This is a genomic window from Streptomyces sp. NPDC048606 (assembly GCF_040650855.1).
Classification (GTDB): domain Bacteria; phylum Actinomycetota; class Actinomycetes; order Streptomycetales; family Streptomycetaceae; genus Streptomyces.
This window is the reverse complement of the sequence record NZ_JBEZIB010000053.1, coordinates 1-19501: the sequence shown is the minus strand read 5'-3', so window position 1 is coordinate 19501 and position 19501 is coordinate 1. Positions and strand designations below refer to the sequence as shown.

The 19501-nt window shown below is 74.5% G+C and carries 19 protein-coding genes; 10 read left to right on the top strand and 9 right to left on the bottom strand.

The window, feature by feature from the left end; translation table 11 throughout:
• The first annotated feature begins 154 nt into the window (after positions 1 to 154).
• Complete coding sequence (gene rph / locus AB0D01_RS36360; RefSeq protein WP_363063088.1) at positions 155 to 2788, top strand: rifamycin-inactivating phosphotransferase; 2634 nt, start codon at positions 155 to 157, stop codon at positions 2786 to 2788.
• A gap of 76 nt (positions 2789 to 2864) precedes the next feature.
• On the opposite strand, the gene AB0D01_RS36355 is transcribed toward rph, so the two are convergent.
• Positions 2865 to 3155 (bottom strand): hypothetical protein, encoded by a 291-nt coding sequence (locus tag AB0D01_RS36355; protein ID WP_363063052.1) that lies wholly within the window; start codon positions 3153 to 3155, stop codon positions 2865 to 2867.
• Between the two features lie 149 nt (positions 3156 to 3304).
• Between AB0D01_RS36355 and AB0D01_RS36350 the strand changes: the two genes are divergently transcribed.
• Positions 3305 to 3574 (top strand): RNA polymerase subunit sigma-70, encoded by a 270-nt coding sequence (locus AB0D01_RS36350; protein ID WP_363063050.1) that lies wholly within the window; start codon positions 3305 to 3307, stop codon positions 3572 to 3574.
• A gap of 33 nt (positions 3575 to 3607) precedes the next feature.
• On the opposite strand, the gene AB0D01_RS36345 is transcribed toward AB0D01_RS36350, so the two are convergent.
• A complete protein-coding gene (locus tag AB0D01_RS36345; protein WP_363063048.1) occupies positions 3608 to 4510 on the bottom strand; it encodes a LysR family transcriptional regulator in 903 nt (300 codons plus the stop codon).
• A 74-nt stretch (positions 4511 to 4584) separates the two neighbouring features.
• On the opposite strand from AB0D01_RS36345, the gene AB0D01_RS36340 reads away from it, so the two are divergent.
• A complete protein-coding gene (locus AB0D01_RS36340) occupies positions 4585 to 5562 on the top strand; it encodes a pyridoxal-phosphate dependent enzyme (RefSeq protein ID WP_363063046.1) in 978 nt (325 codons plus the stop codon).
• A 44-nt stretch (positions 5563 to 5606) separates the two neighbouring features.
• On the opposite strand, the gene AB0D01_RS36335 is transcribed toward AB0D01_RS36340, so the two are convergent.
• Positions 5607 to 6914 (bottom strand): MFS transporter, encoded by a 1308-nt coding sequence (locus tag AB0D01_RS36335; RefSeq protein WP_363063044.1) that lies wholly within the window; start codon positions 6912 to 6914, stop codon positions 5607 to 5609.
• A gap of 68 nt (positions 6915 to 6982) precedes the next feature.
• Entirely contained in the window at positions 6983 to 7903 is a 921-nt protein-coding gene (locus tag AB0D01_RS36330) for a MerR family transcriptional regulator (protein WP_363063042.1), read from the bottom strand.
• A 313-nt stretch (positions 7904 to 8216) separates the two neighbouring features.
• Between AB0D01_RS36330 and AB0D01_RS36325 the strand changes: the two genes are divergently transcribed.
• On the top strand, positions 8217 to 9746 hold the full coding sequence (locus AB0D01_RS36325) for a carboxylesterase family protein (protein WP_363063040.1): 1530 nt from the start codon (positions 8217 to 8219) through the stop codon (positions 9744 to 9746).
• Between the two features lie 109 nt (positions 9747 to 9855).
• Here the strand turns inward: AB0D01_RS36325 and rpsN are convergent, their stop codons facing one another.
• Complete coding sequence (rpsN, locus tag AB0D01_RS36320; RefSeq protein WP_363063038.1) at positions 9856 to 10161, bottom strand: 30S ribosomal protein S14; 306 nt, start codon at positions 10159 to 10161, stop codon at positions 9856 to 9858.
• Positions 10161 to 10397 (bottom strand): 50S ribosomal protein L28, encoded by a 237-nt coding sequence (rpmB, locus tag AB0D01_RS36315; RefSeq protein WP_363063036.1) that lies wholly within the window; start codon positions 10395 to 10397, stop codon positions 10161 to 10163. The genes rpsN and rpmB overlap by 1 nt, the downstream gene beginning before the upstream one ends.
• Before the next feature lie 79 nt (positions 10398 to 10476).
• Here rpmB and rpmG point away from each other — a divergent pair, with 79 nt between their 5' ends.
• From rpmG to AB0D01_RS36300, 3 genes are all read left to right on the top strand, one after another.
• Positions 10477 to 10641 carry a 50S ribosomal protein L33 gene (rpmG, locus tag AB0D01_RS36310; RefSeq protein ID WP_169090767.1) on the top strand — a complete coding sequence of 55 codons (165 nt, stop codon included), beginning with the start codon at positions 10477 to 10479 and terminating at the stop codon, positions 10639 to 10641.
• A gap of 67 nt (positions 10642 to 10708) precedes the next feature.
• Positions 10709 to 10954, top strand: a complete 246-nt coding sequence (locus AB0D01_RS36305; protein ID WP_363063034.1) for a type B 50S ribosomal protein L31 — start codon at positions 10709 to 10711, stop codon at positions 10952 to 10954.
• Positions 10954 to 12102: a GTP-binding protein gene (locus AB0D01_RS36300; protein ID WP_363063032.1), complete on the top strand. Its 1149-nt coding sequence runs from the start codon at positions 10954 to 10956 to the stop codon at positions 12100 to 12102. Before AB0D01_RS36305 ends, AB0D01_RS36300 begins: the two co-directional genes overlap by 1 nt.
• Positions 12103 to 12123: 21 nt before the next feature.
• Here the strand turns inward: AB0D01_RS36300 and AB0D01_RS36295 are convergent, their stop codons facing one another.
• Both AB0D01_RS36295 and AB0D01_RS36290 read right to left on the bottom strand, forming a co-directional pair.
• Positions 12124 to 13086, bottom strand: coding sequence for an FAD binding domain-containing protein (locus AB0D01_RS36295; RefSeq protein ID WP_363063030.1), 963 nt, complete (start codon positions 13084 to 13086; stop codon positions 12124 to 12126).
• Positions 13083 to 15659 (bottom strand): molybdopterin-dependent oxidoreductase, encoded by a 2577-nt coding sequence (locus tag AB0D01_RS36290; protein WP_363063028.1) that lies wholly within the window; start codon positions 15657 to 15659, stop codon positions 13083 to 13085. Before AB0D01_RS36290 ends, AB0D01_RS36295 begins: the two co-directional genes overlap by 4 nt.
• A 254-nt stretch (positions 15660 to 15913) precedes the next feature.
• Here AB0D01_RS36290 and AB0D01_RS36285 point away from each other — a divergent pair, with 254 nt between their 5' ends.
• On the top strand, positions 15914 to 16891 hold the full coding sequence (locus AB0D01_RS36285) for an NAD(P)H-binding protein (RefSeq protein ID WP_363063026.1): 978 nt from the start codon (positions 15914 to 15916) through the stop codon (positions 16889 to 16891).
• Positions 16892 to 17032: 141 nt separating this feature from the next.
• A complete protein-coding gene (locus AB0D01_RS36280) occupies positions 17033 to 17650 on the top strand; it encodes a hypothetical protein (RefSeq protein ID WP_363063024.1) in 618 nt (205 codons plus the stop codon).
• An 80-nt stretch (positions 17651 to 17730) separates the two neighbouring features.
• Here AB0D01_RS36280 and AB0D01_RS36275 read toward each other — a convergent pair whose 3' ends face one another.
• A complete protein-coding gene (locus AB0D01_RS36275) occupies positions 17731 to 18957 on the bottom strand; it encodes a DUF418 domain-containing protein (RefSeq protein WP_363063022.1) in 1227 nt (408 codons plus the stop codon).
• Positions 18958 to 19171: 214 nt separating this feature from the next.
• Between AB0D01_RS36275 and AB0D01_RS36270 the strand changes: the two genes are divergently transcribed.
• Positions 19172 to 19411 carry a hypothetical protein gene (locus tag AB0D01_RS36270; protein ID WP_363063020.1) on the top strand — a complete coding sequence of 80 codons (240 nt, stop codon included), beginning with the start codon at positions 19172 to 19174 and terminating at the stop codon, positions 19409 to 19411.
• Positions 19412 to 19501 lie beyond the last annotated feature (90 nt).

Sequence of the window (19501 nt, the reverse complement as noted above, 5' to 3'; positions counted from 1 at the left end):
GCACCGGGGGGCTTGCCGCAAGGGCCCGGTCGTACCGCAGAATCGTCGGCCTACGGTCATGACCTGCGCAAACGGGGTCGGTTCCGGCGGTGGGTGGACGAACGGGGATGAGGAAGTGCTCGACAACGTGTTCGACAGTGCGGGAGGTGCCCCGGTGGCAGGGCGGTACGTGGTGGGTCTGGACGAGGTCGGCGAGGTCGACGCGGGGCGGGCGGCGTTCGTCGGCGGCAAGGGCGCACACCTCGGCGCGCTGTCGCGGATCGAGGGGATCGACGTGCCGGCCGGCTTCTGCGTGACCACGGAGGCCTACCGACGGATCACGGCGGGGGCACCCGCCCTCGACGAACAGCTCGATCGGCTCGCACACCTCGATCCGGGCGACCGGGAGGCGGTCGCCGCGCTCGGCGCGCGGATCCGTCGGACCATCGAGGAGATCGCGGTCCCCGACGACCTCGCGGCGGAGATCACCGACGCGCTCGCCCGTCTGGGCGAGGGGGCGGCGTACGCCGTCCGCTCCAGCGCGACGGCGGAGGACCTGCCGACGGCCTCCTTCGCCGGCCAGCAGGACACGTACCTGAACGTCGTGGGGACCGGGGAGGTCCTGCGCCACATCAGGCGGTGCTGGGCGTCGCTGTTCACCGATCGGGCCGTGGCCTACCGGCAGCGCGCCGGCATCGACCACCGCACGGTCCACATGGCCGTGGTCGTGCAGCGGATGGTCCTCCCGGAGGCATCGGGAGTCCTGTTCACCGCCGACCCCGTCACGGGGAACCGCAAGGTCGCCACCGTGGACGCGGGCCTGGGCCTCGGCGAGGCCCTCGTCTCCGGCCTGGTCGCCCCGGACGTCTTCGCGGTGCGCGACGGCGAGGTCGTCGCGCGGACGATCGCCGCCAAGCGGCGCGCCCTGCACGCCGTGGCGGGCGGCGGCACGCGCGAGGTGGAGGTCGAGGCGGAGCGGCGGGAACGGCCGGCACTGACGGACGCGCAGCTCCTGCGGCTCGTGGAGCTCGGGCGGCGGATCGAAGCGCGCTTCGGTCGCCCGCAGGACATCGAATGGTGCCTGGTCGACGACGAGTTCCGGATCGTCCAGAGCCGGCCGATCACCACGCTGTTCCCCGTCCCCGAGCGGGCCGACCGGGACAACCGCGTCTACGTCTGCGTCGGCCACGGGCAGATGATGACCGATCCCATGAAGGCCCTCGGGTCCTCCCTGTGGCGGCTCACGGCCATGGTGGACATGCACGAGGCCGGCGGGCGGCTGTACGTCGACGTCACCCCGCGCCTGGCCTCGCCGGCGAGCCGCGCCGGTCTCCTGGACGCCGTGGGCAAGGGGGACCCACTGGTCAGGGACGCCCTGGAGACGATCCTGGAGCGCGAGGACTTCGTGCCCACCCTCCCGGAGCCGGACCCCGCCGGCGCGCCGCCCGGCGCGGCGCCGTCCCGTGGCGCGGTGGTCGCGATCGAGACCGACCCGGCCGTCGTCACCGAACTGATCGGGCGCAGCCGGGCCTCGGTCGCCGCCCTGGAACGCGACATCCGCGCGAAGAGCGGACCGGAGCTGTTCGACTTCCTGCTGGAGGCCTTCGAGGAGCACAAGCGGGTCGTCGGGGACCCGTTGAGCATCCAGGCGATCATGGCCGGCATGGAGGCCACGTGGTGGCTCAACGACCGGCTGGGCGAGTGGCTGGGGGAGAGGAACGCGGCCGACACGCTCACGCTGTCCGCCCCCGACAACATCACCTCGCGGATGGGGCTGGAACTCCTCGACGTCGCGGACGTCGTCCGCCCGCATCCGGAGGTCATCGCCCACCTCCGGGACGCCGAGGACGAGGACTTCCTGGACGGGCTGGCGAAGCTCCCGGGCGGGGCCGCGGCGCGCGACGCCATCGAGGCCTACCTCGACCGGTACGGCATGCGGTGCGTCGGGGAGATCGACATCACCAGGCCGCGCTGGCGCGAACGCCCCACCACGCTGCTGCCCGTGATCCTCGACCACGTCGCGAACTTCGAACCGGGCGCCGCCCGAAGGCGCTTCGAGCAGGGCCTGAGCGCGGCGCGGGAGAAGGAACGGGACGTCCTGTCGCGCCTGCGGGCCCTGCCGGACGGGGAGCGCAAGGCCGAGGAGACCCGGCGGATGATCGACCGGGTGCGGACCTTCATCGGATACCGCGAGTACCCGAAGTACGGCATCGTCTGCCGCTCCTTCGTCTACAAGCGGGCCCTGTTGGAGGAGGCCGACCGCCTCGTGCGGGCCGGCGTGCTCGCGGAGCGGGAGGACGCCTTCCACCTCACGTTCGAGGAACTCCACGAGGTCGTGCGCTCGCGGCGCGCGGACCGGGCGCTGATCCGGCGGCGCGAGGAGGAGTTCCGCTCGTACCACTCCCTGACGCCTCCGCGCGTGCTCACCTCGGACGGCGAGTGCCTCGGTGGGGAGTACCGGCGCGACGGCGTGCCGGACGGCGCCCTGGTCGGCGTGGCGGTCTCCGCCGGGACGGTCGAGGGCAGGGCCCGCGTCGTCCTGGACATGGCGGACGCCGACCTCGAAGCGGGAGACATTCTGGTCACGACCTTCACGGACCCCAGCTGGTCGCCGCTGTTCGTCGCCGTCGCGGGGCTGGTGACGGAGGTCGGCGGTCAGATGACGCACGGCGCGGTGATCGCCCGGGAGTACGGCCTGCCGGCCGTCGTCGGCGTGGAAGGGGCCACCCGACTGATCCGCGACGGGCAACGGATCCGCGTCCACGGCGCCGAGGGTTACGTCGAGGTCCTGGACGACCCGACCGTCTGAACGCGGCCCCGCCCCCGACCCGCCGGCGGTCGCCCGCCCCCGCCCGGTGATCGAACCCGGTCGGGGGCGGGGACGTTCAGCTCCACTTGACCAACTGGTCGACGCGCGGGATGGAGAGCCCGGTCATCTCCGCGACCTGCTTCAGGGTGCGCCCCTGCTTCAGTTCGCGTATGGCGTCGCTGCGTACGATCTTGGCCTGTCGGACCGCGTCGGTCAGGAGCGCGTCGACGATCATCCGGGCGACACCCTCACGGGCGAGCGGGGACTCGACCTCGGCGAGGCGTGCGCTGAACTCCTTCACATAACGTTCCGTCAGGACGCGGAGTTCCTCGTGCGCTTGCTCGTCATTCGTACTGATGTTGGTCATAGGGGTCAGCGTACGCCGAAACCGGGCTCGTTCCGTCTCCCCCGCGACGGCGTGCGCTCCGCGCGTCCCCGCGCATCGGCGCACTTGGGGGCACCCTTCTTCGGGAATCGGACAACCCGACTGTCACATCTGCGGGTTAGCCTGCCCCCATGATCGAGACCTCTCCCGCCGTCGACGCGATCCGCTCCGTCGTCGCGAGCCTCGCGGCCATCCCGGACCCCACCGATCGCGCCCGCGCGGTGGGCGCCGTCCTCGACGCCGTGCCCGCGCTCCAGGCCGAACTCCGCGCCACCCGGCAGGCCGCCGTCATCGAACTGCGGACCACCCGGTCGGTGGCCGAGGTCGCCGACACCCTCGGCATCTCCGTCCCGAGGGTCTCCCAGATCACCTCCGGCATCAGCCGCACTTCGAAGCGGTAGCGCGGCAGCGGCGCAGCCCGTCGCCCGCACCGCTCAGGGCCACCGCAGAGGCCGGCCGGCGGTGTCGGCGAGGACCTTCAGGAAGGCGTCGACCGGCGCCGGGGCCGGCGGCGCGCCGTAGACGACGGCCTCGACGCGGCGCCGGACCTCCGGCAGCCGGTCGACGCGCACGTCGGGGTTGCGATGGGCGCGCAGCGCCAGGCCGGGCAGCGTGGTGACGCCGAGGCCCGCGGCCACGAGGGCCTGGGCCGCGACGTGATCGTCGGTCTCGAAGGCGATCGAGGGGGAGAACCCGCGCTCCGCGCACGCCGCCAGGAGGTGCGCCCGGCACCGCTCGCAGCCGGCGATCCACCGCCGGTCCCGGTGGGTGGCGAGGTCGGCGCGCGGTCCGGTGTACGGGTCGCCGGCCCGGCTGACGACGTAGACCGGCTCGTGCAGGAGCGGGGTCGCGGTGTGGCCCTCGCGGCCGGCGGGCGGGCCGTCGCCGTGGTGGAAGGCGAGCGCGACGTCGACCTCCCCGCGCCGCAGCGCCGCCAGGGCCTCGGGAGGCTCCGCCTCGGTCAGGGCCAGCTCGACGTCCGGGTGCGCGGCGGCGAAGGCGGCGGCCGCCGCCGGTACGAGCGTGGCGAGCGCGGAGGGGAACGACGCGAGGCGCACCCGTCCGGCGCCGAGCCCGGCATGGGCGGCGAGTTCGACCCGGGCCGAGTCGATCCGGCCCAGGATCTCCTCGGCGCGGTCGGCGAGCAGGCGACCGGCCTCGGTCAGCCGGATCCCGCGCCCCACGCGCCGTACGAGCGGCACGCCGGCCTCCGCTTCGAGCCGGGCGAGGTGGTGACTGACCGTCGGCTGGGCGTAGTGCAGGGCCGCCGCCGCGCCCGTCACCGAACCCTCGCGGGCGATGGCCGCGAACACCCGCAGCCGGTTCTCGTCGAACATCCATCGATGGTATCGATGGGTCCATCGGAAACAGGCATTGGTCCTATCGGTCGCCCCCTGCGCAGCATGGGGACATGCACCGTCCGACGATCTCCGACGTCCTTCGCGCACGCCGTCTCCAGCGCGCCCACCTCTCACCCACCCCCCTGATGTCCTATCCCGCCCTCGACGCCTCCGTGGGCGGCGGCGTCCGGGTCCTGGTCAAACACGAGAACCTCCAGCCGACCGGCGCCCTCAAGGTCAGAGGGGGCGTCACCCTGCTCGCGGCGATGGACCCGGCCGAGCGGGCCCGGGGCGTCCTGTCGTACTCCACCGGCAACCACGCGCAGTCCCTCGCCCACGCCGCGGCGCTGTTCGGCGTCCCGTGCACCCTCGTCATGCCGAGGGACCCGAACCCGTTGAAGGCCGCGGCCGTACGCCGCCTCGGCGCCGAACTGGTCGAGCACGGCGCGGACTTCGACCAGGCCCGCCGGCACGCCGAGGAACTCGCCCCCCGGCGCGGGATGCGGCTGGTGAGCGCGGCGAACGAACCGGACCTGATCGCCGGCGTGGCCACCGCGTTCCTGGAGGTCTTCGAGCGGGAACCGGACCTCGACGCGATCCTCGTCCCGGTCGGGGGCGGCAGCGGCGCCGCCGCCGCGGGCCTGGTGGCAGCGGCGATCGGCCCGCGCTGCCGCGTCATCGCGGTGCAGTCGGCCGCCTCCCCGGCCGCCCACGACTCCTGGCGCGCCGGCCACTGCGTCACGCGCCCGAACACCACGACGGCGGAGGGACTGGCCACCGGGTCCGGCTTCGAGCTGACGCAACGCCTGATGCGCGAGCACCTCGCCGACTTCCGGCTCGTCGAGGACGACGCCATCCGACGCGCCCAGTGGACGCTCATGCGGGACGCCCGAACCGTGGCCGAGGGGGCCGCCGCCGCGCCCCTGGCTGCGCTCCTCGCGGCGCGCGGGGAATTCGCCGGGCAGCGGGTGGCGATCGTGTGCACCGGCGGGAACGCGGGGGAGGCCGAACTGCGGGCCTGCCTGTCCCCGGCGGCCGACGCCGGGTGAGCCGGGCGCCGACCCGAGCCCGCCCGCCCCGGTCGGGCGGGGCCTCAGCGGGTGTCGGCGTCGAGCGACGCAGGCCTGCCGTCCGGCCGATCCGCGACCGCCGCCGCAGCCTCGGCCGCCGCGCCGCCCACGGGTCGGGTGCGCTCCGCCCACCTGGCCACCGGCGGGCCCGCCGCGCCCACCGCCGCGAAGAACACGCCGAGACCCAGCCAGCCCGCGTGTCCGAGGCCGAGGACGGCCGTCGTCAGCACCACCGGGGCCAGGGCCTGTCCGGCGTCGAAGCCGATCCCGAAGAAGCCCTGGTACTGCCCCTGGGCGTGATCGGGGGCGAGACCGAAGCCGAGCGCGTAGCCGCCCGAGGACTCCCACACCTCGCCGAGGCTGTGCAGGACGACGGCGAGGACGGCGAGTCCCGGCGCGACCCAGACCGGGACGTTCGCGGTCAGGGCCATCAGGGGGCAACTGACCAGGAAGAGCAGCCCCGCGCGCCGCAGCGCCCGACCGCCCTGGCGCGGCGTCTCCACCCGGGAGCCGATCCGGCTCTGGAGCAGTACGCAGACCCCGCTGTTGACCGCGTAGACCGCCGCCACGGTCCAGCGGGGCGCGTCGGTGTGGGCCGACAGCCAGATCGGCAGCAACAGGGAGACGGTCTGGTACTGGAGCCCCATCGCTCCGTAGAGGGCGACGAAGGACACGAACGGCCGGTCGGACAGGACGGCCCAGCGGTGGTGTTCCGCGGGCCGCGGCAGGGGCCGGTAGTTCGGGACGCGGGCCAAGGCGATCGCACCGGCCCCGGCGAAGCTCGCGGCGTTGGCGAGGATGAGCACGGTGTAGGCGGCTCGGGTGTCGATCGAGACGGCCACGGCGGCGCCGAGCGTGCCCAGGACCACGCCGAGGTTGACGTACGTCCGCAGCTTCGCCCGGAACGCCGCCGGGCGTTCGCCGCCGGCGCGGGCGATGAGCGCTCCGCCGGCGGCGCCGCTCGCCGTCGCCGCCAGCCGGTCCAGGGTGGCGAGCAGCGTGAAGGTGAGCCAGTCGTCGATGAGGACGAACGCCGCCATCGTCGCGGCCTGCACCGCGAGGGACGCGAGCCACACGGTGCGCGGCCCGTGCCGGTCGGCCAGGTTCCCGGCCGGGATCCCCGCGAGCAGTCCGACCAGCCCGGCGATGGTGAGCCCGACACCGACCTGGGCGGCGGGCAGGTGCACCACGAGCGTGAAGTAGAGCACCGAGGCGGTGTTGAACAGCCCGTTGCCCACCCGGCTGACGAAGCTCGCGACGATCAGGGCGCGCTGCGGACCGTCCGACCCCAGCAGGCGGGATATTCGCGATCCGGAGCTCTTCTCGATCATGAGGGGCAGGCTAACAGCGCGCCCCACGGCGGTCGGCAGGGCCGTCGGCCACGCGGTCGGCCGCGCGATCAGCCGTGCCCGCCGGGCGACAACGACATCGACAACCCCCGCGTCAGCCACTGGTGCGCCACCGTCATGTTCGGCACGCGGCCGCCCGTCGCCGTGCCGACCAGGGCCCAGTAGCGTTCCAGCCGGGGATCGAAGCCGGACGACCTCGACACCAGCTCGTGCAGGTGAGCGCGGAAGGCGGGGGTGTCCGACGCGCGCCGGGCGCGGGCGTGGGCGGACACGAAGGCGTTCACGGCCTCCCCCGGGCCGGGTGGCAAGCCCCGGGTCAGCGCGGCCGCCGTCAGGGCGGCGACCTCGTCGATCTCCTCGTAGAAGGCCGGGCCGTCCCGCAACTCCGCGTCGTGGTCGCGGGTCCAGCGGGTGAAGCCGGGCGTCGCCACGAGCACGTGGAGCTCGGCGTAGGCCAGGGCGGAGGAGGCGTCGGGGTCCTGCGGCGGGCCGGGCGACAGCATGGCGACCATGATGTCGAGCCGCCGCCGGGGCATGGTCGCGGACAGCGCGCGGTACCAGTGATCGGTGAGGTCGCGGTGCGCCTCGGGCAGGCTCCGCACACCGGAGAGCACCTCCAGGCGACGCAGCCGCTCCTCGCCCGCGCAGTCGTCGAGGGCCTTGAGCGTGGCCTCGCGCCACCGCAACTCGGCCAGTCGCTCCTGCACCGCTTCGAGTTCGGTCGCCACCAGTTCGCCGAGGGAGCGCTCTCCGGTGACCACCTGCGTGATGGTGGCCACGGTGGTGCCCAGCGCCCGGAGTCGTCGGATGAGGCGGATGCGCTCCCACGCCTCGGGCCCGTAGCGTCGATGGCCGCCGGCGCTGCGGGCGGCCACGGGCAGGAGGCCGCTGTCGGAGTAGTAACGGAGGGTCTTGACCGAGACGCCGGTTCCGGCCGCGAGTTCGCCGATGCTCCACGTGTCGTGCGTCACGGTGCCTTGAATCTCCTGTGCGGGGGAGGTCCTAGCGTACCGAGCACCGACCACACCGGTTCGGCCGGCCGAGACCCGCCGCTCGGGCCCGCTACCGCCCGGCCCGCGGCGCGACGCGTCCGCTCCCCTCGACCCAGAACGGTGGCCACGCATGCCCCCGACCACGACGGCACCACCTCCACGCCCACCACGCGGGCTCCGTGCGGTGCTCGCCCCGCTGCTGTGCGCCCTTGCCCTGCTCGCGGCCGGCGTCGCGCCGGCGAGCGCCGCACGGCCCGCTTCCCCGGTTTCCGCCGGGCAGGACGCCCCTGTCGTGCGCACCGACCGCGGCCTCCTGCGCGGGGTCTCCCACGGCGCGTACGCCACCTTCCTCGGCGTTCCCTACGCCGCGCCGCCGACCGGGCCGCTGCGCTGGCGGGCCCCGGTTCCCGCGGCCGCGTGGGGCGGTGTCCGGGACGCGACGACGCCGGCGCCGCGCTGCGTGCAGATGCCGGCCCCGGGGGCGGGCGCCGTCGTCGGCTCGGAGGACTGCCTCTACCTCAACGTCACGACGCCCTCCCCGAGACCGGACCGGGGGAAGCGGCCCGTCCTGGTCTGGATGCACGGCGGCGCCTTCCTCGGTGGCGCCGGCGGCGACCACGACACCGAGCGACTGGCGGTCCGGGGCGACGCGGTCGTCGTCACGATCAACTACCGCCTGGGGATCTTCGGTTACTTCGGGCACCCCGACCTGGGCTCCGCCCCGCCTTTCGGTCTCGCGGACCAACAGGCCGCCCTGCGCTGGGTCCGGGCGAACGCGGACCGCTTCGGCGGCGATCCGGGCAACGTCACGCTGTTCGGCGAGTCCGCGGGCGCCATCGGCATCTGCGCGCACCTCACCTCGCCGACGGCCGCCGGCCTCTTCCGGCGTGCCGTCCTGCAGAGCGGTTCCTGCCTCATGTCCTTCCCGCGCGGCGCCCTCGGACCCGGCACGCCCGCGTACGAACCCTTCTCCTCCCGCGACGAGGTCCAGACCGCCGGCAAGGAGACCGCCCGGCAACTCGGCTGCACGGCGGGCGGCGGGGACGGGGTACTGGCGTGCCTGCGCGCACAGAGCACGGAGCGACTGGCCACGGCGGGGCTGATGGCGTCCTTCAACCGGCCCGCCTTCGGCAACGACCTGCTGCCCGAGGAGCCCCGTCGGGCGCTGGGGGCGGGACGCTTCCACCGCGTGCCGGTCCTGCTGGGCACCAACCACGACGAGATGCGCACGTTCGTCGGGCTGTCGCTCGCCGCCTTCCCGATCCGCACCGAGGACGACTACCGGGCCCGTCTGGTCGACGCCTTCGGGTCCGGGGCGCCGGCCGTCGAGGCGAGGTACCCGGCGGCGCGCCACGCCACCCCCGCACTGGCCTGGGCCTCGGTGCTCACCGACCGGTCCCTCGCGTGCACCACCCTGTCGGCGGCCCGCACGCTGGCCGCGCACGCCCCCGGACTGCCGCTCTACGGGTACGAGTTCGACGATCCGAACGCTCCGGTCCTGGCGGGCCTGCCCGCGAACCCGGACTTCCCCTACGGCGCCGCGCACGGCTTCGAGATCCCGTTCCTGTTCCCCTCCTTCCCCACGGAGAAGCCGATGGACGCCGCCCAACGCGAGCTCTCCGACCGGATGGTCGACTACTGGACGAACTTCGCGCGCACCGGCGACCCCAACGCCCACGGCGCCCCCACCTGGCCCCGCCTGCGCACCACACGGGCCCCCGCGCGGTCGGTGCTGTCGCTGGCGCCCGGACCGGGCGGGATCCGTCCCGTCGACGCGGGCTCCGCGCACCACTGCGCGTTCTGGGACCGCCAGGCCCGCTGACCGCAGCCGGATCGGGCGGGGCCGCTCCGCCCGGGCGCCCGCGCGAGAGCCGTACGCGCACGCCTCGAACCCGGGGCGTGCGCGTACGGGCGTGCGCAACGGCCGGCGGTTACCAGGAGGACTTCGTCACGCCCGGCAGGAATCCCGCGTGTGCCTGCTCGCGCAGGCGCACGCGCGAGAGTCCGAACCTGCGCAGGTGGCCGCGGGGGCGGCCGTCCACGCTGTCGCGGTTGCGCACGCGGGTGGCGCTCGCGTCCCGCGGCTGGCGGTCCAGTTCCGCGCGGGCGGCCTCCCGTTCGGCTGCCGTGGAGCGCGGTCGGCGCAGCACCTCTTTGAGTTCGGCCCGCCGGGCGGCGTACCGCCTGACGGTCTCCTCGCGCTTCCGGTTCTGCGCGATCTTGCTCTTCTTCGCCATCAGACCTTCACCCCGCGGGCCCGGATCCGGGCCACGGCGGCCTCGACGCCGATCACGTCCACCGTCTTGATCGCCTTCGCGCTCAGGGTGAGGCGTACGTGACGGCCCTCGCTCGGCAGCCAGTAGCGCTTGTGCTGGATGTTCGGATCGAAGCGGCGCGAGGTGCGCCGGTGCGAGTGGGAGATGGTGTTGCCGAATCCCGGCCTGGCGCCGGTCAGTTGGCAGTGTGCGGACATGGGTGTGTCGCCCTTCTCGAAGGCCGGCCCCGGTGGCCGAGCTTGTTGGAAATGGAAACCGTTGTCATATACTAGCCGCATGGCACGCAACGAGATCCGCCCGATCATCAAGCTCCGCTCCACGGCGGGCACCGGATTCACCTACGTCACCCGCAAGAACCGACGGAACGACCCCGACCGGCTGGTGCTCCGCAAGTACGACCCCGTCGCCCGCCGCCACGTCGACTTCCGCGAAGACCGCTGACCGGCCCCGCCGGCGCGCGAACGACCCCCGACCCCGCACCCCACCCCACCCCCGAAAGGTTCCTGCCATGAAGTCCGGCATCCACCCCGCCTACGGCCCCGTGGTCTTCCGCGACACCGCCTCCGGCACCGCCTTCCTCACCCGTTCCACGATGACGAGCGACAGGAGCGTCACCTGGGAGGACGGCAACACCTACCCGGTCGTCGACGTCGAGATCTCCTCCGCGAGCCACCCCTTCTACACGGGCACCGCACGCGTCGTGGACACGGCCGGCCGCGTCGAGAAGTTCCAGCGCCGCTACGGAGCCCGCTGATGGGAGGAGAGCGCCTGCCCGTCGTCATCGTCGCCGGCATGCACGCCGAGGCCCGCGCGGAGGTGGTCGAACGGCTCCTGCGCACCGTTCCCGGCAGCGTGGCGCTGCACCACGACCTGTCCGGGGCGCCGGCGGGTACCGTGCTCCGCCTGATCCGCGACGCCTCCGGCACCCTCGCCCGCGGCGAGACGCCGCTGGTCAACGACTGCGCCTGCTGCGCGCTGCGCGAGGACCTCGTCCCGGAACTGGAGCGGATGGCCGACGGCGGCCCGACCCGCCTGGCGGTCGTCGAACTGTGGGACTCGGTCGAGCCCAGGGCCATGGCGGAGGTCGTCGCCGGTCACGGCGGTGGTCGGCTCGCCCTGACCAACGTGATCACCGCCGTGGACCCCGCGCTCGTCCTGCCCTGCCTCGCCAACGGCGACGACCTGGCGGAGGTGGGGCTCGCCGCGGCCCCCACCGACCGACGGACCGTCGGCGACACCTTCGCCCGACAGCTGGAGTACGCGCCGGTCCTCGCGATCGTGGACGGCGAGCGGGCCGACGAGGAGGACCGGGCGCTGCTCGCGCAGCTGCACCCCACCGCGCGGCGGGTGTCGGCGGCTTCCGCCGACCTCGCCCGGGCCGCGTTCGCCGGCTTCGACGTCGAGATCGCGGCAGCAGCGCAGCACCCGGCGTGCGCGCTCCTGCCGCAGGAGGCGGACGAGGCCGGCGTCACCACCCTCGTCTGGCACCGCCGACGCCCCTTCCACCCCGAGCGCCTCTACGAGGCGTTGGAGGACCTGTGCTGCGCGGCGACCCGCAGCCGCGGCAGGTTCTGGCTCGCCGACCGGCCCGACACCCTGCTGGCCTGGGACGCCGCGGGCGGCGCGCTGTGCGTGGAGAGCGCGGGCCCGTGGCTGGCCTCCCTGCCCGACGCGGCCTGGGAGCTGGTCCCCCCGATGCGCCGGGCCGCCGCCGCCCTGGACTGGCACCCCGACCACGGCGACCGCTGCCAACACCTCGTCTTCACCTCGCCGGGGCTCGACCGCGACGCGCTGGAACGGCTCCTGGACTCCTGCCTGTTGACGGACAGGGAGTACCGGTCGGGGCGCGAGGCCTGGAAGGCCCTGCCCGCCGCCTTCGACTCCCTGCTCGACACGGCCTGACCCCCGGCGCCGGGCCGCGCGTCAGGCGTCCGCGGGCGCGGCGGCGGCCCGTTCCAGGGCCTCCAGGACCGTGTCCCTGAACAGCGCGGCCTTGTAGCCGGTCTGCGGCAGGGGTCGGCAACGGGCGAGCACCGTCGCCGCCGCGGCAGCGAGGGAGTCGGGGTCGTGCCCACGGCCGATCAGGGCGGTCTCCACCTCCGGCAGCCGCAGCGGGACGCGCGCCACCCCGCCCGCCGCGACGGCGGCGTGCGTGATCGTGGAACCGTCGAGCACCAGCCGGACCGAGGCCTCCACCAGGGGCCACTCGGCGTGCGCCCGGCTGATGGTCCGGTGGTGGGCGGCGCGTTCACCGGGCCACGGGGCGGGCAGCCGGACCGCCGTCAGGATCCGCTGCGGCGCGAGCAGGTGGTCCGTACGGAAGAGGAGGTCGCCGTCCCCGTACAAAGCGGCCACCCCGCGCGGGGACTCGCCGTGGACCTCGGCCTCGGCGTCGTAGGTGAGCAGGGCCGTCGCCAGCGTCGACGGGTGCGGGGTGACGCACGGGCCGTCGCCGCACACCACCCCGAAATGGTGGTCGCCCCGACGCGCCGGGCAGTCGCTCCCGCCCTTCTGGAGGCAGTCGACGTGCGGATTGCGGTAGTACCAGCAGCGGTTGCGCTGGAGCAGGTTGCCGCCCAGGGTGCCGGCCGCGCGGATCTGCGGAGTGGCCGCGGTCGCGGCCGCCGGCGCCAACCCCGGCCAACCGTCGCGCACCCGCGGGTCGGTGGCCAGCTCGGCGAGGGTGGTCAGGGCGCCGATCCGCAGCCCGCCCCCGGGCAACGGCGTGATGCCACGCATCTCCCCGGCCCCGCCGAGGTCGGTGAACGGCCCGGGGGAGATGCCGCTGCGCTGCCGTGCGGTCGTGTCGGTGCCGCCCGCGCGCAGCTCCCCGCCACGGGCCAGGACGACGGCCGAAAGGTCGGCCAGGGCGGGCTCGTTGCTCATGCGCCCGGTCCTTCCAGGAGTCGGTCGGGGCGGATGGGCATGTCGTACGGGCGCCGGCCGGTCGCGTCGAACACCGCGTTGGCCAGGCACGCCGCGGTGGGCAGCGTCGCGATCTCGCCGAGACCGACACCGCCTCCCGGGACGTGCTCGAAGCCCTCCTGATGGAAGTGGACGGTGATCTCGGGGGTGTCGCCGATACCGGGGATGCGGTAGTCCTCCAGGTTCTCCGTCACCACCCGGCCCGTGACCGGATCGGTGCGCCGCTCCTCGTACAGGGCGTAGCCGATGCCCTGTACCACGGCGCCCTCGCACTGGCTGCGGGCCAACCGCTCCTCGTGGACCCGGCCCGCGGCGATGCCGCTCCACACGCGCAGCGGACGGATCCGGCCGAGGCGCGTGTCCACCTCGACCTCGGCGACCTGCACCGATCCGGTGAACCCACGGCCGATGGCCACGCCGCCCATGGTGAGGCCGAAGGGGGTCACGAACCCCCGGCGGTCGCGGGGCCGACGGCCGACCACCCGCAGGCCGTGCGCCGCGTCCAGACGGGCGGCGAGGTCGTCGCCGCCGCCGAGCGCCTCGCGCAGTCGCCGGGCGGCGTCCGACGCCGCGGGCACCAGGGAGGGCGTCGTACGGCTGCCGCCGGAGGTCGGACCGTGGACGGCGTCGCTGTGGCCGACCTCCGCCCGCACCCGGGCCGCCGTGACGCCGAGGCCCTCGGCGACGGCCCGGCACAGCACGGACCGTGATCCCGTGCCCATGTCCTGCACCGCGCAGCGGGCCACGACCACCCCGTCCTCGACGGTGAGTTCCACCTCGGTGTCGGGATCGAGGAAGTACAGCCAGTTGGCCGCCGCGACGCCGACGCCCCGGCGGAACCGTCCGCCGCCGCCGCCGCGCGCCGCCGACCAGACCGGCAGGGCGGCGGCCCAGTCGTACAGGGCGTGCCGCTTGGGATTGCCGTCCCAGCGGCGCCGCAGGGCGATCGGGTCCTCGCCGAGCCGGTGGGCCATCTCGTCGACGGCCTGTTCCAGGGCCCAGCACATCGTGGGCCCGCCCGGGCCGCGGAAGGGGGCGCCCGGGGGCCGGTGGGTGAGCGTGTCGAAGTCCCGCAGCCGGCGCGGCGCCTTGCCGTACACGAACCGGGCGAGGGCGGCGACCGTGCCGCCGACCGAGACACCGCCGTCGTTGTCGACGTCCATGGCCAGCGCGCTCAGGGCGCCGTCCGCGTCCGCGGCCATCGCCAGCCGGATCCGGGTGCCGGGCCGGTATCCGCCGTCCACGAGCTCCTCGTCCCGGTCCAGCACCACCCGTACGGGCGCGTCGTGCAGCCGCGCCAGTTCGACGGCCGCGACGACGTCCGAGGTCAGCCCCATCTTGCAGCCGAAGCCGCCGCCCACGTGGACGGCCTTCGCCACCACCCGGTCGGCGGGTACGCCGAACCGTTCGGCGGCCTGCTCCGCCACCTGCCTCACCGACTGCGTGGACACCTCCAGACGGAGGGTCCCCTCCTCCCACCAGGCCAGACAGGCGTGCGGCTCCAGCGGGGTGTGCGTCTGCGCGGCGGTGGTGAACACGCCCTCCACCAGCCGCTCGGGGCTGTGGGTCCGGGCGTCCAGGATGCGGCGCACGGCCGTGGCCGGTCGCCTGCTCATCGCGGACGGCCCGCGCAGGTTTCCCCGCCAGCGCGCGGGCACCAGCTGGGGCGCCTCGCCCGAGCCCGGAGCCCGCTCGCGCGCCGCCTTGTCCTCGTAGACGAGCGGTCCCTCCCCGGACCGGGCCCGCCGCGCGTCCAGGGCCGCGGGCAGCACCTCGTAGTCCACCCGCACCCGCGCGGCCGCCGCCAGCGCGCCGGCCCGGTCGGGCCCCGCGACCGCGGCCACCGGCTGCCCGACGTAGCGCACGACGCCGTCGGGGGGCAGCAGCGACACCAGCGCCACGTCCCCGGCCTCCAGGGAACGCACGAGGGCGTGCGCGTGCGGGGAACGGACGATCACCCCGTGCAGCAGTCCCTCGGGGCGCCGGTCCGTGGTGTAGCGGGCCGAACCGTCGACCTTCGCCGGAGCCTCGACGCGCGGGGCCGCGGGCTCCCGCCCGGGGGCCGGCGCCGTGTCGTAGTCGCCCGCGCAGGCGGCGGCCACCGCGGCGAGGATCGCCTCGTACGCGCCGCACCGGCACAGGTGGCCCGAGAGCGCCTCGGAGATCAGCTCCCGTTCCGGTCGGGCGTGGCCGTGCGCCGCCCGCCACCGATCGAGGAACGCCGCCGCCTCGACCACGAACCCCGGCGTGCAGTAACCGCACTGGAGGGCGTCCTCGCCGGCGAAGGCACGGGCCACCGGATGGTCGGACAGACCCTCGACGGTCGTCACCCGCCGACCGGCCAGGAAGGCCGCCGGCGTCAGACAGGACACCCGGGGCTCACCGTCGACCTGGATCGTGCACGCCCCGCACACCCCGCCCCCGCAGACCAGCTTCGTGCCGGTCAGCCCCAGCCTGTCGCGGACCACCTCCACGGCGGCCGGATCGTCGTCCACGTCCACCGCGCGCCGGGCGCCATTGACCTCGAACTCCACGAGACGTACTCCTCAGCCGTGGGAGGCGACCGCCGGACCTCGCGTCCGCCTTCACGCTCCTTGATATCCCGCCCGCCGGCCGGGCGCAGGTCGGAGGGTTTCGCGCGGGCGCGGAGCGCCTCGGGTCGGCCCGGTCGCGGCCCTGCGCGCCGCGGGTCGCCTTGGTAGTGTGGGCGGCCCTGATCGGCAACCGCTCCCCCCGGGACGGGGAGGACGGCGCACGGTCTCCGCCGGCTTCACCGGAGGTGCTCGCCGTGTCCTTTCACCAGACGATCCCGAACACGGTTTCCGACCCGTCCCCGTCGTCCGCCTCCCCGCTGCACCTGCTGACGGCCGTCGAGGCCCGCAAGGGCGCCGGCAGCAGCCCCACCGGAGTCGTCGGGCGACGCCTCGCCCGGCAACTCCTCGCCGCGGGGGACCGGGTGCGCGTCCTGGCCGAGCCCGGGCAGATGGGCCACTGGCCCGCCGGCGTCGAACTCGTCGAGGGATCCGTCACCCGACCCGCCGAACGCGTCGGGGTCTTCGCCGGCACGGACACCGTCTTCCTGGCGGGCGCCGTGCCGGACACCGTACGGGAGGCACTGGAGCTCGCCCGCGAGGCCGGCGCGCGGCGCGTCGTCACGCTCTCCTCGCACGGGCCCGAGCACGAGGAGGCGTACCCGCCGGAGACCTGGTTCTGGCTGGCCGTCGAACGCGCCGTCGAGGCGTCCGGGATGGAGTGGACGCACATCCGGCCCTCCGCGGTCATGGGAGCCGTCCTGGAGGGCACCTACCCGGCCACGGGATCGGACTGGCCCGACACGGTGCGCGGCGAGAGCACCGTCCGCGAGGCGTTCGTCGAGGACGGCTACTACCCGTTCGTCCACGAGGAGGACCTGGCCGCCGTCGCCGCGACGGCGCTGCGCACGGCCGACCACGTGGGCGCCGTCCTGGAGGCCGTCGGACCGCCGCTCGCCACCCGCGACCGCGTCGAGAGCATCGGCCGGGCCATCGGCAGGACCGTCGCGACGGTCGACCTCGCCCCCGAGGCGGGCCGGGACGCGTGGCGCGAGCGCGGGTGGCCCGACGACGGCATCGACGTCACCCTCTTCGCGCTCCGCGAGTACGCGCTGCGCCTCGACGAGCTCCGGCAGTGGACGCTCGACCAGCGGCCCACCCTCGCCGATCTGACGGGCCGTCCCGCCCGCACCTTCGACGAGTGGGCCGAGGAGCACGCGCACCTGTTCCGCTGAGCGAAGGGTTCCGGGCCCGCTCGGATCGCTCGGACCCGTTCGGACCCGTTCGGCCCCCACCGGTGTGGATCTTCCGGTCGGGGGTCGGACCGACCATCCGGTAGGACGGTCACACCCGTTCCGACCAGTAATCTTTTCGTCATGCGCATGAAGATTTTGGGTGTGGTGGCGGTGACGAGCGTGGCCGTTCTGGCCACCGGGTGCGGAGGAACCGACGCGAAGAGCGCCAAGCCGGCGCCGTCGGTCAGTCGACTGCCCAACCGGCTGGATCGTCCCGAACCCCTCCCGACCGGCGAGCTGCAACCGTCGCCCGCCTCCGACGCGCCGTTCTCGGCGAACGTGGAGTACGCCCTCCGCAAGAAGACCCTCGGCCTCGGCGGTGGCACCGGTGAGGTCACCGCCAAGTGCCCGAAGGACCTCAACTCGACGAAGGGCACCACCGTCGTCTGCACGTCCGAGTACAAGGGCGCGGTGGTGCAGTGGGACGTCACCATCGGCGACAAGTCCGGCTTCTCGGACAACCTCGTGACCTACACGGCCTCCCCGCGCCAGGGGCTCATCACGCAGGAGGGCGTCCGCCGCATCATCTTCGGCAACAGCGGTGACACCCTGGACCACATCCTGTGCAACGACGTCCCCGAGGCCGTCGCGGTGCCGATGGGGCCCACTCCGTACACGTGCCAGCAGGTCATGAAGGACGGGCAGGTGTACTACCCGCAGCCGATGCGCGCCACCGACGCGGGCCCGCGCGCGTACTGACCCCCCGGCGGGCCGCCGCCGTGCGCGCTCGTGGCCGTACGCGGCCCGTGAGCGCTCGCGGCGGGGCCGCGCGGCGCGCCTCAGCGGGTGGTCGTCGTCCTCGCGCGGGCGGGGGCGTGCGGGGGACCGGCCAGGGTGACGGCGCGGAGCAGCCATTCCACCGGGCCGTACCGGAACCGGGCCATGAGCCGTGCGCTCAGGGCCAGTTGGGCGGCGTAGAGCAGGAACGCGCCGAGGACGACGACCGCCGGGTCGAGGCGGTCGTAGAGGGCGAGGCCGTACGCGGTGAAGACGAGGGCCATGACGAGCGACTGGCCCAGGTAGTTCGTCAGGGCCATGCGGCCGGCCGGTGCCAGGAGGGCCGTGACGCGCGCCCCGCGGGCGGATCGCAGGAACAGCAGCAGGCCGCAGACGTAGGAGGCCGTGAGGGCCGGCGCCGTGACCAGGCCCACGATCTCGCCGAGGATCGCCCAACGCGCCCCGAGCGGGCCGTTGGTGGCCAGCACCATGAAGAGGCCGCCGGGCAGCCCGAGGACGGCGCCCAGCACGCAGAGGCGGCGCATCCGTGCCCTGTGCCCTTCCGTGTAGGCGAGCAGCCGCAGCTTGCCGCAGTACAGCCCGACGAGGAAGGCGGTCAGGACGAAGCCGCCCATCGCGAGGACGGAGAGGAGCGCCTCGGGCAGCAGCGCGAGGTTGGCCCGTACGACGGAGGCCGCGTCGCCGCGGTAGTCGGCGACCCGCTCGGCGAAGCCCGCCGAGAGTTCGGCGTCCAGCTTCGCCGCTTCGGCTTCCGGCACGAGCAGGGAGAGCAGGCTCAGCAGGAGCAGGACGCCGCTCACGCAGACGTACACGATCCGGGCGGCCCGCAGGGCCGTCGAAGCCCGGCGGTCGCGCACGGCGATCAGGACCAGGCCGAGCAGCGCGTAGGTCATGAGGATGTCGCCGACGTAGAGCAGTACGGCGTGCAGGGCCCCCAGGACCAGCAGGCCGAGGGAGCGGCGCAGCAGCCGGGGCACGGGGCGCGCGTCGTCGCGGTCGGCCGCGGCGAGCTGGAGGGTGAAGCTGTAGCCGAAGAGGAAGGAGAACATCAGGTAGAACTTGCCGACCACGAGGGCCTGGACGACGCCGTACACGGTCCGGTCGAGCGTGGAGGCGTCCGGGTCCGCGACCGACCCCACCCCGTACGGACCGGCCATCATCAGCGCGTTGACGAGCAGGATGCCCAGGAGCGCGAAGCCGCGCAGGGCGTCGACCTCCGTTATTCGAGGCGGTCGCGGCGCACGGGCGCGCACGTCGGATGCGGTCACTGGTTTCCCCCGGATGGTGGTGTGCGTGCGGGGCTCCTCGCGCGGGCCGCGGTGGGTACGGGTGGTCGGCCACGTACGAGCGGGCCCGCCGAAGAGCGCTTTCCTTCGGGGTGACCGTATCCCGGGACGGCCCGCGCACCGCCGGCGACCTTGCGGTGGGCGACCGGACGGGGGGACGCCCGTATCGCCGCCGGAGGTGCGTCGTTACCCCGGCATGAAGAAGATCATCACAGCCGCCGCCCTGGTCCTCGCCGGCGTCGGCCTCGCGGCCCCGGCCCACGCGGACAACGACTCCAACTTCGGCGGCGGCGTCAACGCCGCGAACAACTGGAACTTCACGGCCGCCGCCGTGTGCCTCCAGGAGGTCGCCGTCGTACCCGTCCTGGGCGACTGGACGGGCGACCACGTCAACAACTGCTCCAACGGCAACGTCATCGACCACTCGGGCCGCTAGGGCCTGTCGTCAAACTCCTGTCGTCGCCCGGAGGGCGGCCCTGCGGCGTCTGGTGCGTGCTCTCGGCGTGCCGGGCGGAAGCACGTGTAC

Bases quoted from the DNA above. Each gene is read 5' to 3' on its own strand.
- AB0D01_RS36355 (WP_363063052.1), bottom strand. From the start codon at position 3,155: ATGACCAACATCAGTACGAATGACGAGCAAGCGCACGAGGAACTCCGC.
- rpsN (WP_363063038.1), bottom strand. From the start codon at position 10,161: ATGGCGAAGAAGAGCAAGATCGCGCAGAACCGGAAGCGCGAGGAGACC.
- AB0D01_RS36340 (WP_363063046.1), top strand. From the start codon at position 4,585: ATGCACCGTCCGACGATCTCCGACGTCCTTCGCGCACGCCGTCTCCAG.
- AB0D01_RS36300 (WP_363063032.1), top strand. From the start codon at position 10,954: ATGGGAGGAGAGCGCCTGCCCGTCGTCATCGTCGCCGGCATGCACGCC.
- AB0D01_RS36295 (WP_363063030.1), bottom strand. From the start codon at position 13,086: ATGAGCAACGAGCCCGCCCTGGCCGACCTTTCGGCCGTCGTCCTGGCC.
- AB0D01_RS36270 (WP_363063020.1), top strand. From the start codon at position 19,172: ATGAAGAAGATCATCACAGCCGCCGCCCTGGTCCTCGCCGGCGTCGGC.
- rpmG (WP_169090767.1), top strand. From the start codon at position 10,477: ATGGCACGCAACGAGATCCGCCCGATCATCAAGCTCCGCTCCACGGCG.
- AB0D01_RS36305 (WP_363063034.1), top strand. From the start codon at position 10,709: ATGAAGTCCGGCATCCACCCCGCCTACGGCCCCGTGGTCTTCCGCGAC.
- AB0D01_RS36350 (WP_363063050.1), top strand. From the start codon at position 3,305: ATGATCGAGACCTCTCCCGCCGTCGACGCGATCCGCTCCGTCGTCGCG.
- AB0D01_RS36345 (WP_363063048.1), bottom strand. From the start codon at position 4,510: ATGTTCGACGAGAACCGGCTGCGGGTGTTCGCGGCCATCGCCCGCGAG.
- rpmB (WP_363063036.1), bottom strand. From the start codon at position 10,397: ATGTCCGCACACTGCCAACTGACCGGCGCCAGGCCGGGATTCGGCAAC.
- AB0D01_RS36280 (WP_363063024.1), top strand. From the start codon at position 17,033: ATGCGCATGAAGATTTTGGGTGTGGTGGCGGTGACGAGCGTGGCCGTT.
- AB0D01_RS36335 (WP_363063044.1), bottom strand. From the start codon at position 6,914: ATGATCGAGAAGAGCTCCGGATCGCGAATATCCCGCCTGCTGGGGTCG.